The 14324-nt window shown below is 68.5% G+C and carries 9 protein-coding genes and 2 tRNA genes; 3 read left to right on the forward strand and 8 right to left on the reverse strand.

Translation table 11 applies throughout. From position 1 onward, the window contains the following. Positions 1-216: 216 nt before the first annotated feature. From E2493_RS00905 to E2493_RS00935, 7 genes are all read right to left on the reverse strand, one after another. On the reverse strand, positions 217-2688 hold the full coding sequence (locus E2493_RS00905) for a beta strand repeat-containing protein (RefSeq protein ID WP_167737323.1): 2472 nt from the start codon (positions 2686-2688) through the stop codon (positions 217-219). Positions 2689-2990: 302 nt separating this feature from the next. Then, positions 2991-3674 carry a class I SAM-dependent methyltransferase gene (locus E2493_RS00910; RefSeq protein WP_135082771.1) on the reverse strand — a complete coding sequence of 228 codons (684 nt, stop codon included), beginning with the start codon at positions 3672-3674 and terminating at the stop codon, positions 2991-2993. A 128-nt stretch (positions 3675-3802) separates the two neighbouring features. Next, a tRNA-Pro gene (locus E2493_RS00915) sits at positions 3803-3879 on the reverse strand. Positions 3880-4002: 123 nt separating this feature from the next. Continuing rightward, a tRNA-Ile gene (locus E2493_RS00920) sits at positions 4003-4077 on the reverse strand. A 52-nt stretch (positions 4078-4129) separates the two neighbouring features. Further along, the gene (locus tag E2493_RS00925; protein ID WP_135082773.1) at positions 4130-5821 is read right to left on the reverse strand and encodes a sensor histidine kinase; all 1692 of its coding nucleotides are present in this window, start codon (positions 5819-5821) and stop codon (positions 4130-4132) included. A 131-nt stretch (positions 5822-5952) separates the two neighbouring features. Beyond that, positions 5953-7185, reverse strand: coding sequence for a hypothetical protein (locus E2493_RS00930; RefSeq protein ID WP_135082775.1), 1233 nt, complete (start codon positions 7183-7185; stop codon positions 5953-5955). A 25-nt stretch (positions 7186-7210) separates the two neighbouring features. Next, complete coding sequence (locus E2493_RS00935; RefSeq protein ID WP_135082777.1) at positions 7211-8434, reverse strand: hypothetical protein; 1224 nt, start codon at positions 8432-8434, stop codon at positions 7211-7213. 201 nt (positions 8435-8635) lie between these two features. Here E2493_RS00935 and yaaA point away from each other — a divergent pair, with 201 nt between their 5' ends. The 3 genes from yaaA to trmFO all read left to right on the forward strand — a co-directional run bounded on the left by yaaA (position 8636) and on the right by trmFO (position 13806). Further along, the gene (gene yaaA / locus E2493_RS00940) at positions 8636-9394 is read left to right on the forward strand and encodes a peroxide stress protein YaaA (protein ID WP_135082779.1); all 759 of its coding nucleotides are present in this window, start codon (positions 8636-8638) and stop codon (positions 9392-9394) included. A 129-nt stretch (positions 9395-9523) separates the two neighbouring features. Continuing rightward, a complete protein-coding gene (gene gyrA / locus E2493_RS00945; RefSeq protein ID WP_135082781.1) occupies positions 9524-12247 on the forward strand; it encodes a DNA gyrase subunit A in 2724 nt (907 codons plus the stop codon). Between the two features lie 200 nt (positions 12248-12447). After that, the gene (gene trmFO, locus E2493_RS00950; protein WP_135082783.1) at positions 12448-13806 is read left to right on the forward strand and encodes a methylenetetrahydrofolate--tRNA-(uracil(54)-C(5))-methyltransferase (FADH(2)-oxidizing) TrmFO; all 1359 of its coding nucleotides are present in this window, start codon (positions 12448-12450) and stop codon (positions 13804-13806) included. A 194-nt stretch (positions 13807-14000) separates the two neighbouring features. Here the strand turns inward: trmFO and trxA are convergent, their stop codons facing one another. Then, complete coding sequence (gene trxA, locus E2493_RS00955) at positions 14001-14321, reverse strand: thioredoxin (protein ID WP_135082785.1); 321 nt, start codon at positions 14319-14321, stop codon at positions 14001-14003. Between the last annotated feature and the right edge of the window lie 3 nt (positions 14322-14324).

The following is a 14324-nucleotide window of genomic DNA, read 5'->3' on the forward strand; positions in this document are numbered from 1 at the left end:
CCGGGTTCCGCAAGATGTTGCCGCAAGATTTTGACATCGCGCAAGACTTCCACACCGGGATCTTTCCGGATGGCATGGTCTGCACAGCTGCGCACGGTACATGCGGAAGCGGCGCGGAACGTCTTGCGTTCCGCGCATCTTTGCTCCGCCCGACCTTCAAGTCGGGCCTCAACACTCGCCTGCGTTGAACGACTCTCAGGCCGAGCAACGGGGTCTTCAGATGAAGTATGCGCTACTCGCGTTCAAAGCACTGGCTGGACTGACGAATTCGAATACGAAGTCCGCGTTCGCAGTGTAATTCCCATCGCCATTGGCATCGACCACGGCGAACATCCGACCGTTATAATCGCCCGAGGTCGGAGTGAAGAGAACCGCGGAGTTGGGCTGCAGCGCGGCGTTCACCGCGGCAGCGAGCAGGGTGTCGAAGTTGCTCGAGGTGAGATGACCGGAGGTGATGTTACCGGTCCATCCGGTCACCGCGCCCGGCAAGTCGATCATGTCTCCGGATGGATCGAAGCCGATGAGCGTGTCGAACAGCGTGCTGCTCGATTCGTTCGCCGCCCCATAGACGAAGAGGTCGTTCCCTGCGCCGCCGGTGAGCGTATCGGCGCCGGCGAAGCCGCGGAGCCGGTCCGCGCCATTGCCGCCGTTGAGGACATCGTTGCCGCCATAGCCGAGCAGATGATCGTCTCCAGCGCCTCCGAACAGGATGTCGTTCGCCGCACCGCCGAGCACCTGGAAGTAGCCGTCGGTCTCGGCCGTTCCGTCGAAGAAGAGCACCTCGGATGCGCCTAGGGTGATCCCTTCCACGACCAATCGCTGGCCGGCGGCTACGTCATTGTCGTGGCTGGTCATCGAGTAGGTGTAGGTATTGCCGGCAAGGTCGCCGAACTCGATCTGGCTGCCGCTGATCAGCCGGATCTTCTCGATGGCCGTGATGACGCCGAGATCACCGGCCAGGTTGTAATTGCCCTGCAAAATCAGGACGTCGGTGCCGCTGCCGCCGTCGAAGCTGTCGGCGAGGGTCCACGCCGCCCCGAAATAGGCGCGGTCGTCGCCGGCCTCGCCCCAGACGCCGTCGTTGCCGCCCAGCTGGGCCCAGACGAAGTCGGCGCCGCCGCCGGCCATCACCGTGTCGCCGACCGCCGTGCCGTTCAGCGTGTCGGCGTCGGCATTGCCCCAGATATCGGCCGCCGTCAGGGCGAGCGCGCCGAGGAAGGAGTTCGTCCCTCCCGGACCGTCCGTATCGGGCGTGTCGACATAGGCGCGCAACGTCCCAGTGGTGATGAATGACGCCGCCGATTGGGTGACGTCTCCGGCGGCGCGGAGGGTCAGCGTCTGTGGGGTGGTGATGTCCGCCTGGACCAGCACGTTGTCCAGCCCGCTCTCGATCGCGAGATTGTTGTTGGTGTGGGTCAGGGCGCCGACCACGCGGGCCAGCCCGGAGTTCGCCCCGCCGATCGTGAGGGTGGAGGCGACGACGCGGTCGAGCTCGGCGTCGGAGAGCTCGAGCGCGGTCACGCCGTCGGTCGCGCTGCCGATGTCGATCGCGCGGCCGAACGAGGCGCCGGTCAGGCGCGCGCTGCCGCCGCTCGAGACGTTGATCCCGGAATCGTTCTCGATCAGGATCCGATCCGCGTTGACCACGACACCGCCGGCGCCCGCGAACAGCGCGGAGCTGGAGTTCGCCGCGAGGCTGAGCGTGCCGCCCGCCCCGCTCGTCAGCACCACGGCGCCCGTGCTCGCGACCGCGCTCACGCCGACGCTTGCATCGACCCCATTGTCGTCCTCGATCAGGATGTCGCGCCCCGCGGTGATCGTGACCCCGCCGTTGCTGGCAAGGCCCTGATCGTCGGAGGCCATGTCGGAGAAGCCGTCGATGTGGAAGTCGCGTCCGGCGGTGATGTTGATGCTGCCGCCCGCCCTGACGTCGTTGTCGAAATCGGCGCCGACAGTGCCGAACAGCACGTCGCGGCCGGTGCTCAGCGCGATGTTGCCGACTGCGAGCAGCGCGTCGCGATTGACGTTGCTGCTGATGTCGGCCGCGGCGCCGATCGCGATCAGCGTCATGTTGCCGCCGCTCCGCGCCGATTCGACGCCGTCCTGGTCGCTGAGCAGGATCGCGCCCTGGTTGGTGAAGACGATGTCGCCCGACGATCCGGTCCAGAGGCCGCGCAGGTCGGACGTGCCGCCGCCGCCGCCGAGTGTGACGTCGTTGATGTTGCTGAGCCGAATGCCGCCGGTGATGCTCTCCGCCTCGAGCAGCGAGACCTGGGTCTCGATCGCGTTGCCGCCGACGCCGATGCCGGTGGCGGCATCCAGATAGAGTTTGCCGGCGACGATGTCGGTCGCGCCGTCGCTGCCCCATTCGTTGATCTGGAGCCGCGCGGCGAGCGTGACGACTCCGGAGGTCAGCACCCCGCCGATCTGGATGATGTCAGGATTCTCGGACGGAACCGTCAGGCTGCCGACGATGAAGTCCGCAGTGGTCAGCGAGTCGGTGATGTTGATGTTGATGTTCTGTCCCAGCTTGCTGATCACGCGGACCTGGTCGGCCGGGTGCATGAAGGTCTGGATGATGTTGCCGAGCGGATCGCGCACCACCGAGGTACCGTTACCCGGCGTGCCGTCGTCCTCGATCGTGTAGGTGCCGCCACCGAGGGTGGAGAGATCGATCGTGATTGCCATGGAGCTCACCCTTTCCAGAAGGCGCTCCGCCACAGCGCCGGTCGCCACCGGGGCGGGACGCATCCGGCGGAGGAAGACTCAGGCATGACCACGGAAGGAAATATCATGGCACAGACTCGGCTTGGAGGAAATAAGGTTGACGGCGGCGCGTCGGCTCGGAGCACGCGCAGAAAAGACGAGGGATTCTCGTGCGCTGTCGTTCCAGTTTCGAGGAAAGACTGGCGCGGGACTGTCTGCTGGACGACGCAGTTCGCTACCCGAAGCCTCCGAGTCGCACACACGCCGCGGCTTTACGGCGAAGATTAGCGGGGCGCCTCGTCGCGCCGGATCGCGAGCCAGGTCTGGCCTCCGAACGCAAAGGCTCGGTTGCGAACGCGATCGACGCGCAACCCGCGCGCGCTGCACGCCCGGCGTATCCAGCCGAAACTGTGCCGCACCATGTTGCCAAGGCCGGGCCGCACATTGGCCCCCGGAGGCACCCAGGACTCGCCGCGATATTCGTCGAACCAGGGAAGAGGCGGCTCGAGGAAGGAGGTGAGGAAGACGGCGTGCGGTGCGCCGTTCGTCAGGAAGCCGTCGAGCATGCTCAGAATGGCTCTCTTCGGCGCATGGGTCCAGATAGAGCGGGCGAGGACGTAGTCGAACCGTGCTCCGAATACAGAAAAGTCAACATCGCGGTTCGTGTCAAAGCGGGGACGTTTCGCGGTGACGATCTCGGCCGGCAGCAGCGCACGCAGACCGGCGTCGACCATCTCGAAACCGGGCTCGATCCCGTAGTAGCGGTCGGGGTCGAGCAGACGGATCAGCCAGTGACCTGCGCGCAGGCTGCCGCACCCGATGTCGAGCAGCCGACTGTCCGGCGTCAGCCCGTGATGGAGCAGGATCATGAGCTGCTTGCGGCCGCCCTCGTCGAACAGGTGGTCGGGTCCGCCCAGGTAGAGTCCCGCCGCCTTCAGGCGTGCGGCGGCATCTGCCATCTGGTTCACGGCCGCCCTCCCCCTTTGTGCAGCGACGCGCTATACGCGGCGATTGCGCATCACATGTCAAATCCGGAGCGGGCCCGGCGCGCGCCCCGCGGCCGGGACAATGCGGGACGGGTGAAAATGGCCATACGTGGTCGGGGAGACAGGATTCGAACCTGCGACCCTCTGCTCCCAAAGCAGATGCGCTACCAGACTGCGCTACTCCCCGACACCGTCGGCCGATTCTTCGAACGGGCCTGTCGGCCCACCTTTGCAAGGCTTCGGCGGGCAGCCTTCGCCGCCCGCACGGCCCCGCTGGCTCGCCAGCCGAAGCCGCGCAAGCGGCGAAGGCTGGTGGGCCCGGCAGGATTCGAACCCGCAACCTAGCCGTTATGAGCGGCCGGCTCTACCGTTGAGCTACAGGCCCGTGCCCCGGTGATCCGCGATTAGCGGAGGGAGCGGCGGCTTGGCAACTGCGCTCAGCCGCCCTGCCCGCTCGATCGTTCGGCCGGGCCTTCCGGCGGGAGGTAGAGGAAGAAGCGGCTCCCGCCCACCACCAGCGCGCCGCCGACCGCTTCCGCGAGGTTGCGGACCAGGCGCAACGCGAAGCCGAGCCCGAGCGCGGGCGCGCCCGGCCAGTCGCCGTCGGGGCTGTAGCCGGGGTCGAGCAGGGCGCGCTCGTCGAGCCCCTCGATCGCCTGCGGCCGGTCGATCGCGAGGCAGAGCATCTTCTGGCCGGCCATCAGCCCCATGGTCATCGACGCGGCGATCACCTCGCCTTCCCGGGCGAGGCCGATCGTCGCCGCGAGCATGCGCGCGAACATCCGCTCGGCGGCGGCGAGCTCGACCCGGGCGGCGGGGAGGTTCTGCTCGATCTCGATGGCGATGCGGCTGCCGCGCTGCCGGGCGACGCGCTCGTAAGCATCGTGGAGCCGGCACAGCAAGGCGACGGCGTCGATCGGGGCCTCGTCGAAGCTCAGCCGCCGCGTCTCGATCCGCGCCGCGGTGTCGAGATCGTCGACGGCCGAGAGCAGGCGTCCGGCCTGGTCCATGATCTCCGAGGCGCGTCCGCGATAGCTCGCCGCCGCGGGGCCCATATATTGGCCGTCGATCATCTCGGCGAAGCCGACGATGGCGTTCAACGGCGTGCGCAGCTCGTGGATCAGCTGGCGCAGCGAATCGGCGGGCAGGTTGGTGCCGAAAATGCCCGGCGTGCCGGACTCGAGCTGGGCGACCTCGTCGACACGCGGGCGCCGTGCGCTGCCGCGATATCCCAGGAAGCTGCCGTGCAGCGGATCGAAGAAGGGGACGCCCGAGATCCGCCAGTCGCCCGACACCGGCCCGCCGCCGGCGACGCTGAAGCGCGCGTCGCGGAACGGCGCGCGCTTCTCGAAGGCGCCGGCGGCCTGGCCGTCCACGCCGAACTGGCCGTTCTCGGCGATCGCCGCGATGCTCTGGCCGATCAGCGGACCACGCGGCGCGCTCTCGACCCAGACGATGATCCCGTCGGGACCGGTCTCCCACTGGAAATCGGCGGTGGAAAGCGGCTCGGGCGTCGGCGGCTGGGCGGCCGCGGCCTCGCGCTGGCGGCGGAAATTCTCGATCCGCGCGACGAGGTCCCGGATCTGGGTCTCGCCTGCATCGGCGGCGGGCGTTTCGGCCGGCGCGACCATTCCTACGGCTCCCGCCAGCGCGAAATCGGAGGGGCCGAAGCTCGCCAGGGCCTGCTCGACGTCCGGGCCCAGGTCGCGGCGGTGGCGCAGCAGCGCCCGCGCCGTCGGCGTAAGGCTCGGCAGCAGGGCGATCCACTCGTCGCGAGTGAGCAGCGCGCCGCCGATCAGCGGTCCCGCCACGGTCGGCTTGTCTTCGGCGAAGAAGCCGATCGCGATCGGCGAGACGCGCCGCCCGGCGAGGCTGCGGGCGACGGCGCAGCGGGTATCGGCGGCGACGTGCAGCCGATGCCGGCGGAGCCATTCGAGCGCTTCGATCACCTGCGGGCTGGTCCGCACCTCCCGGCGCTGCGCCAGGAGGTCGACGAGCTGCCGCCACTTGGCCGCGAGGGCGGAGGGATTCCCCTCGCCCTGCCCAAGCACCGTTGCAATCATGTCGTCGAAGCGCATCGTCCTCAGCTCACGCGAACGGCCGCACCACTGGGCGACAATCGTTAACAACGGTCCTCAAAAAGGAAAGCGCCGAATTGCGCCCGTCGCAATATGGGACGCGGCGCCGCATCGCAAAAAGGGGCGCCGGCGGCCGGGAACCTCCCGCCGCCGGCGCCCCCTCGCGCCATCCAGGCCCGTCCTCAGCCCTGCTGCGAAAGCCAGGCGAGCCAGAGCCCGGCGAGCCCCGCGCGCGGACCGGTCACGGCGCGGAACGCCGCCTCGGCCTCGGCGCGCTGGCCGGCCTGGGCATAAGCGATGCCGAGGCGGGTCCTGACCGTGTCGGCGTCGACTCCGCCCTTCTGCAGCGCCAGCTGGTAGAGTTCGATCGCCTTGGCGAAATTGCCGTAGCCGGCATGGGCCGTCGCCAGCGAGAGCGCCATGCTGCCGTTGGCGGCGCTCCGCGCCTTCGGCTCGACCGTCGACAAAGCGGCACGATCCTCGGCGATCCGGCCGTTCACCTTGGTGAGCAGCGCGGCGCCCTGCGGCCCGGTCGACTGGCCCGCGCGCGACGCCGCCTCCAGCACCGCCTTCGCCTCGCCTGGGAAATTGTCGTAATCGAGCCGCTCCGCCAGCGCGAGATAATCGCGGCCGCTGCCGAGCAGGCCGCTCATGTAGCGCAGCCGGGCGAAATCCAGCACCGTCGCGTCGTCGCCGCCGACGTTGCTGACCGCGACGAGGTTCTGGAAGTTGCGCTTGTTCGGGTAGAGCGTCACCGCCTCCCGCGCCGCCTCGAGCGCGAGCGCCGAGTTCTTCTGCTCCAGCGCCATCTTGATCACGTTCTGGAGGACGCCCTCCTCCGGCTTCTGGCCGGCCGCCTTGCTGGCCTGGATGGCCCGCTGATAGAGCGGCAGCGCCTCGCCCTGCTTGTTCAGACCGATCTTGGTGCGGGCGAGAGCGAGCAGCAGGTCGACGTCGTTCGGGGCGGCCGCGGAAAGTGCCGCATATTGCGCCTCGGCGCGGGCCCAGTCGCCGGTGCCCGCGGCTGCGCTGGCGATGCCGCGGCGCAGCCGGTCGGTCTCGGCCGCATCGGCGCCGCCGCTGGCGATGATCGCTTCCGCCGCCGCGACGACGGCGGCATTGTCCTTGATGTTGCTGGCGTGATCCAGCTGCAGCCGCGCGATGTAATAGCGGTCATCGGTGCTCTTCGCGACCGCCTGTGCGGCGGCGAGGCGCTGCGCATAATCGGGCGCATTGGCGGTGACGGCCGCCTGCAGCTCGCCGATCGCCTTCTTGGCCTCGTTGCTGAGCTTGACCTGGCGCTGCGGGGCCGGCGCCGCCTGGCCCTTGGCGTTCTGCTGCGCGAACGCCGCCGTCGCGCCGGCGCCGCCGACGATGAGCGAGGCGGCGATCGCGAGGCTGGAAACGAACTTCATGATCGGTTTCTCCTGATGGACTTGGTCAGGCACGCTGGCCGAGCCAGACGAGCCAGAGCGAGGCAAGATCGGCACGGGGGCCGGTGACGGCCCGGAAAGCGGCATCGGCCTCGGCGCGGCGGCCGGCGAGGGCCAGCGCAATGCCGAGGCGGGTATTGGCGGTGGCCGTGTCGACGCCGCTCTTGGTCAGCGCCGCGCGGTAAAGTTCGGCCGCCGCGGCATAGTCGCCGAAGCTGAGGTGCTGGTCGCCGGCGGTGAGCGCCGCCGTGCCGGTGGCAGCGGAGGCCGCCGCGGTGCGCAGGCCGGCGAGCTTCGCCTTGGCGGCGCCGGCGCGCTTGGTGCTGGTCGCGATCGCTTCCTTGAAGCTGGCCTTGGCCGGGTCGACCATCTTGGCGGCGACGCCTTCCTGGAAGACGGACTGCGCCTCGCCGGACAGATTGGCGCTCTCAAATGCCTGCGCCGCCTCGAGATAGTCGCGCTCGCCCGCCAGCGCCCTGGACAGGCGGAGGAGCCGCTCGGCGTCGAGGGTCGCAGCCTGGTCCGGCTTGGCGAAGTCGCGATAAAGGAGGATCGTGTCGCGCCAATTCTTCTCGCTCGGATAGGCAGCGACGAGCTCGCGGCTGAACTTCAGCACCTCCGGCGTCGCATTGGCGATGGTCGCGACGTTGACGCCGCGCCGGTACCAGCTTTCCGGCACCGGCTGGCCGGCAGCCTTGCGCAGGCTGATCGCCCGGTCGATCAGCGGCAGCGCTTCGGCATTCTTGCGTCGGTCGAGCTTGAGCTGGGCGAGGGCCAGCGCCGTCTCGGCGGTCGGGCTCAGCTCATAGGCGCGGGTCAGCGCCGCCTCGGCCCTGTCGCGCTTCCCGGCAAAGGTCGCCAGCGCGCCCTGCGTCGCGTAGAGCGCGCCCTGCTCGGCGGCGGGCACCCGGCCGCTCGCGACGAGGGCGTCGATCGCCGACGCCTGCAGCGCCGTGTTCGCGGTCTCGCGGCCAAGTCGCAGCTGCAGCCCGGCGAGATAGAAACGGGCATCGGCGCTCTGCGCGGCCGCTTGGGCAGGGGCGAGCGCGGCATTGGCGGCCGGATAGTTGCGCGCATTCAGCGCCGTCTCGAGGGCGGAGAGCGCCGCCCGCTCGGACTTGCTGAGCACCGGGCCGGAATAGGATTTTGCCGAGGCGGGAGCCGTAGCGACGATCGAGGCCGTGCCGAGGGCGAGAAGTGTGCCGAGCGCGAGCCGGGATGTCGAAGCCATAGGTGAATTGCCTCCTGCTGATTGCGCCCGGGAGCGATCGGCCGCCCGCGGGGAAGCGGGCTCTACTATCGCCAATCGATGCGCGTTTCTACCTATGTGCCGCTGAACGCGCGTTGAACCGCGACGAGCCGCAAAAGCCTGAGATTCGGCAATTACCGGGGAGGTTTGACAGGCAAGTGAAGGCCTCGCTAACCGCGCCCGATGCTTGCCGTCATATCCCCCGCCAAGACGCTCGATTTCAAGCGTCCCCTCCCCCCGCTCGCGCCTACCGCGCCGCGCTTCGAGACTGAGGCGGCCACGCTGGCGACCGCCGCAGCCAGGCTCTCGCGCAGGAAGCTCGGCGATCTGATGCACATCTCCGACACGCTCGCGGCGCTCAACGTCGAGCGCTACCGCAATTTTCTCGAACAGCCGGCGCGGCCCGCCATCTATGCCTTCGCCGGCGACGTCTATTCGGGCTTCGAGGTCCACAGCCTGGACGAGGAAGCGGTGCTCTTCGCCCAGGACCACCTCCGGATCCTGTCCGGCCTTTACGGCCTGCTTCGCCCGCTCGATGCTATTCGACCCTATCGGCTGGAAATGGGGACGCGCTGGGCGCCGGGGCGGAGCCGCGATCTCTATGCGTGGTGGCAGGACCGGATCGCAGCGCAGCTCGCGGAGGATCTCGGCGCCTCCGGAGGCGATACGGTGATCAATCTCGCCAGCAAGGAATATTGGCACGCGGTGGAAACCCGGCTGCCGGAAGGCGTGCAGGTGATCGAGATCGATTTTCGCGAGCAGGGCCCCGACGGCCTGCGCTTCAACACCTTCGCCGCCAAGCGCGCCCGCGGGATGATGGCGCGCTACATCTGCGAGCATCGCCTTTCCGATCCCGAGGCTCTGAAAAGCTTCGACAGCGACGGCTACGCTTTCGATCCGGAGAATAGCGACTCCGCTCGGTGGCGATTCCGCCGAGGCTGACTATCTAGGTCCTGTGCGCGCGCGTGCGCGTGCACGCGGGTGGCGCTCGCCGAAACCATCGGCTAGACCCGCCCCGCATCAACCAGGCGTCCTCCCGGGCGCACCACGCAGAACAGTCAGGAACGATTAGTGGCCAGCGTACCGCCGACCATCGACAACAGCGATATCTCCCCGATCTCCATCGTCGAGGAGATGAAGACCTCCTACCTCGACTACGCGATGTCGGTGATCGTCAGCCGCGCGCTGCCGGATGTCCGCGATGGCCTGAAGCCCGTGCATCGCCGCATCCTCTACGGCGCGCACGAGGCCGGCTTCGTCGCGGGGCGTCCGTACCGCAAGTCCGCCCGCCTGGTCGGCGACGTCATGGGTAAATACCACCCGCACGGCGATTCTTCGATTTACGACGCCCTCGCCCGAATGACGCAGGACTGGTCGATGCGGGTGCCGCTGATCGACGGCCAGGGCAATTTCGGCTCGATGGACCCCGATCCGCCGGCGGCGATGCGCTACACCGAGGCGCGCCTCGCCCGCGTCGCCTCGGCCCTGCTCGACGACATCGACAAGGATACGGTCGATTTCCAGCCGAACTACGACGCCTCGGAGCGCGAGCCTCAGGTGTTGCCGGCCCGCTTTCCCAACATCCTGGTCAACGGCGCCGGCGGCATCGCGGTCGGCATGGCGACCAACATCCCGCCGCACAATCTCGGCGAGGTGCTTGCCGCCTGCCGCGCCTATATCGAGAATCCGGCGATCACGATCGACGAGCTGATCGAGATCATCCCCGGGCCCGATTTCCCGACCGGGCCGCTGATCCTCGGCCAGGCCGGCGCGCGCAGCGCCTATCACACCGGCCGCGGCTCGATCATGATGCGGGCCCGCCACACGATCGAGACCGGGCGCGGCGACCGTCAGTCGATCGTCCTCACCGCCATCCCCTATCAGGTCGGCAAGTCCGGGCTGGTCGAGAAGATTGCCGAGGCGGCCAAGGACAAACGGATCGAGGGTATCGCGGACATCCGCGACGAATCGAGCCGCGAGGGCGTCCGCGTCGTCATCGAGCTGAAGCGCGATGCGACCGCCGAGGTCGTGCTCAACCAGCTGTGGCGCCATACGCCGGCCCAGTCGAGCTTCCCGGCCAACATGCTCGCCATCCGCGGCGGCCGGCCCGAGACGCTGAACCTGCGCGACATCATCGAATCGTTCGTCAAGTTCCGCGAGGAGGTGATCACCCGCCGGACCAAGTTCGAGCTGAACAAGGCCCGCGAGCGCGCCCACATCTTGCTCGGCCTGGTGATCGCGGTCACCAACCTCGACGAGGTGGTGCGGATCATCCGCGGCTCGGCCTCGCCGGCGGAAGCCCGCGCCTCGCTGCTCGCCCGCGAATGGCCGGTCGAGGAGATCGCGCCCTACATCAAGCTCGTCGAGGCGGTCGAATACCAGGCCGAGGGCGGCACCTACCGCCTCAGCGACACCCAGGTCCGTGCGATCCTCGAGCTTCGCCTGCACCGCCTGACCGGCCTCGGCCGCGACGAGATCGCCGGCGAGCTGCGCGAGCTCGCCACCTCGATCGCCGAATTGCTCGAGATCCTCGGCGATCGGGTGAAGCTCTATGCCGTCATGCAGGCCGAGTTCGACGAGGTCGCCGCGGCTTATGCGACGCCGCGCCTCACCGAGATCGCTCCGGCGGCGGACGGGATCGACGACGAGGATCTGATCGAGCGCGAGGACATGGTCGTCACCGTGACCCACGGCGGCTATATCAAGCGCACCCCGCTCGAGACCTTCCGCACCCAGGCGCGCGGCGGCAAGGGCCGCGCCGGCATGGCGACGAAGGACGAGGACGCGGTGATCAAGCTGTTCGTCACCTCGACTCACACGCCGGTGCTGTTCTTCTCCACTCACGGCAAGGTCTATCGCCTCAAGGTCTGGCGCCTGCCCGAGGGCGCGCCGCAGGCCCGCGGTCGGCCGATGGTCAACCTCCTGCCGCTGGCGGAAGGCGAGACGATCTCGACCGTGCTGCCGCTCCCCGAGAACGAGGAGGAGTGGAAGAACCTCCACGTCGTCTTCGCGACGGCGCACGGCAACGTCCGCCGCAACGCGATGGACGCTTTCGCCAACATCCCGTCCAACGGCAAGTTCGCGATGCGCTTCGAGGAGGATGCGAGCGACCGGCTGATCGGCGTCGCTCTGCTCACCGAGGAGGATGACGTCCTGCTCGCGACCCGCCGCGGCCGCGCGATCCGCTTCTGCGCGACCGACGTGCGCGAGTTCCAGAGCCGCACGTCCACCGGTGTGCGCGGAGTCACCCTGAAGGACGGCGACGAGGTGATCTCGCTCTCGATCCTCAAGGGCTTCGACGCGACCACCGAGGAGCGCGAGGCCTATCTCAAGTCGGCCCAGTGGAAGAACGATCCGGCCGAGCCGACCCTCCCGCCCGAGCGGATGGAGCAGTTCAAGGAGGCCGAGGAGTTCATCCTCACCGTCTGCGCGAACGGCTACGGCAAGCGCAGCTCGGCCTTCGAGTATCGCCGCACCAATCGCGGCGGTCAGGGCATCACCAACATCGACAATCTCGAGCGCAACGGTCCGGTCGTCGCCAGCTTCCCCGCCCATCGCGGCGAGCAATTGATGCTGGTCACCGACCAGGCGAAAATGATCCGGATGAGCGTCGGCGACACCCGCGTGATCGGCCGGAACAGCGCCGGCGTCCGCCTCTTCCATGTCGCCGAGGACGAGCACGTCGTCTCCGCGGCCCGCATCGAGGAGAGCGAGGAGGAAGCCGAGGCCGTCGTCGACGTCGAGGACCAGACCCTCGCCGCCAGCGACGCCGTCATCGACGGCAGCGGGGAGTAAGCCGTCAGTTCCTCCCCTTTGAGGGGAGGTGGCGCGCGCAGCGCGTCGGAGGGGTGTCAGCCTCGGCACAGGGGCGCTGACGCTGACACCCCTCCGTCAGGCTTCGCCTGACACCTCCCCCTGAGAGGGAGGATGAGAGTGACGACCAACGGTGGAGGATTGCCTTCCTCCTCTGCACCAAAGCGACTATCGCCCCGCCCATGACACAGCAGATCCACATCATCGGCGGCGGGCTCGCCGGCTCCGAGGCGGCGTGGCAGCTCGCCGAGGCCGGCGTGAAGGTCCGCCTCTCGGAAATGCGCGGCTCGGGCGAGATGACGCCCGCCCACCAGACCGACGGCCTCGCCGAGCTCGTCTGCTCGAACAGCTTCCGCAGCGACGACGCCGAGCACAATGCGGTCGGCCTGCTCCACGCCGAGATGCGCGCGCTCGGCTCGCTGATCATGGCCTCGGCCGATCTGCACAAGGTGCCCGCCGGATCGGCGCTCGCCGTGGACCGGGACGGCTTCTCGGAAGGCGTGACCGCGCGCCTTGCCGCCCACCCGAACATCGAGATCGTCCGCGAGCGGATCGACGCCCTCCCCGCGTCCGGCCCGACGATCGTCGCGACCGGTCCACTCACCGCGATGGGACTGGCCGAATCGATCGGCGCGGCGACCGGTGCCGACGCCCTCGCCTTCTTCGACGCGATCGCGCCCATCGTCCACCGCGACAGCATCGACATGGAGGTCGCCTGGTTCGCCTCCCGCTGGGATAAGGGCGACGGCAAGGACTACATCAACTGCCCGATGACCAAGGAGCAGTATCTCGCCTTCCACCAGGGTCTGCTCGACGGCGAGAAGACCGAATTTCGCGAGTGGGAGAAGGACACGCCCTATTTCGAGGGCTGCATACCGATCGAGGTGATGGCCGAGCGGGGCGTCGATACCCTGCGCTACGGCCCGATGAAGCCGGTCGGCCTCGACGATCCGAGGACGGGGCGCTGGCCCTATGCCGTCGTCCAGCTCCGCCAGGACAACGCGCTCGGCACCCTGTGGAACATGGTCGGCTTCCAGACCAAGCTCAAATATGCCGAGCAGGTCCGGCTGTTCCGCACCATCCCGGGGCTCGAGAAGGCGGAGTTCGCCCGGCTCGGCGGGCTCCACCGCAATACCTTCATCAATTCGCCGCAGCTGCTCGACCGCACGCTCAGGCTGAGGAAGGCGCCGCACATCCGCTTCGCCGGCCAGATCACCGGCTGCGAGGGCTATGTCGAATCGGCCTCGATCGGGCTGCTCGCCGGGCGCTTCGCCGCCGCCGAGCTGCTCGGCACCGAACTGGTCCCGCCGCCGCCGGAAACGGCGCTCGGCGCCCTTCTCGGCCATATCACCGGCGGCGCGGAGGCGGAGAGCTACCAGCCGATGAACGTCAACTTCGGCCTGTTCCCGCCGGTCGAGGGCAAAGCGAAGAAGGCCAACCGCAAGCGCCTCTACACGCTCCGCGCCGAAGCGGCGCTGAACCAGTGGCTGGGCCGAGAGGCGCCGGCGCCCGCCGAAGAGGAAAAAGAGGACGCCGCCTGAGCGCCGCCGGCGCTCCCTTCCTATGCCTCGTCATCCCCGCGAAAGCGGGGATCCAGCAAGCCTCGGTACCAGTCACTTGCGCTCGGCTGGATTCCCGCTTTCGCGGGAATGACGGAGACAAGCGATGGGAGAACGAAAAAGAGGGCGCAGCCTGCGCCGCGCCCTCCTCTCGTCTTCCGACCTGATGCCAGTGCTTAGAGCTGGCCTTCGAGCCAGCTCTGCAGCTGGGTCTTCGGCGCGGCGCCGACCTTGGTCGCGGCCGGCTGGCCGTCCTTGAACAGGATCATCGTCGGGATGCCGCGCACGCCGTATTTGGCCGGAGCGTCGGGATTCTCGTCGATGTTGAGCTTCAGCACCTCGACCTTCTCGCCGAGCTCGTTGCTGATCTCCTCGAGCGCCGGGGCGATCATCCTGCACGGGCCGCACCATTCCGCCCAGAAGTCGACGAGCACGGGCTTGGACGCGCCGAGCACATCGGCCTCGAAGGAAGTATCGGTGACAGTCTTGGTAGCCATTGC

Source organism: Sphingomonas parva (ex Maeng et al. 2020) (assembly GCF_004564275.1).
Lineage (GTDB): Bacteria > Pseudomonadota > Alphaproteobacteria > Sphingomonadales > Sphingomonadaceae > Allosphingosinicella > Allosphingosinicella parva.

Bases quoted from the DNA above. Each gene is read 5' to 3' on its own strand.
- E2493_RS00905 (WP_167737323.1), bottom strand. From the start codon at position 2,688: ATGGCAATCACGATCGATCTCTCCACCCTCGGTGGCGGCACCTACACG.
- E2493_RS00930 (WP_135082775.1), bottom strand. From the start codon at position 7,185: ATGAAGTTCGTTTCCAGCCTCGCGATCGCCGCCTCGCTCATCGTCGGC.
- E2493_RS00935 (WP_135082777.1), bottom strand. From the start codon at position 8,434: ATGGCTTCGACATCCCGGCTCGCGCTCGGCACACTTCTCGCCCTCGGC.
- yaaA (WP_135082779.1), top strand. From the start codon at position 8,636: ATGCTTGCCGTCATATCCCCCGCCAAGACGCTCGATTTCAAGCGTCCC.
- trmFO (WP_135082783.1), top strand. From the start codon at position 12,448: ATGACACAGCAGATCCACATCATCGGCGGCGGGCTCGCCGGCTCCGAG.
- trxA (WP_135082785.1), bottom strand. From the start codon at position 14,321: ATGGCTACCAAGACTGTCACCGATACTTCCTTCGAGGCCGATGTGCTC.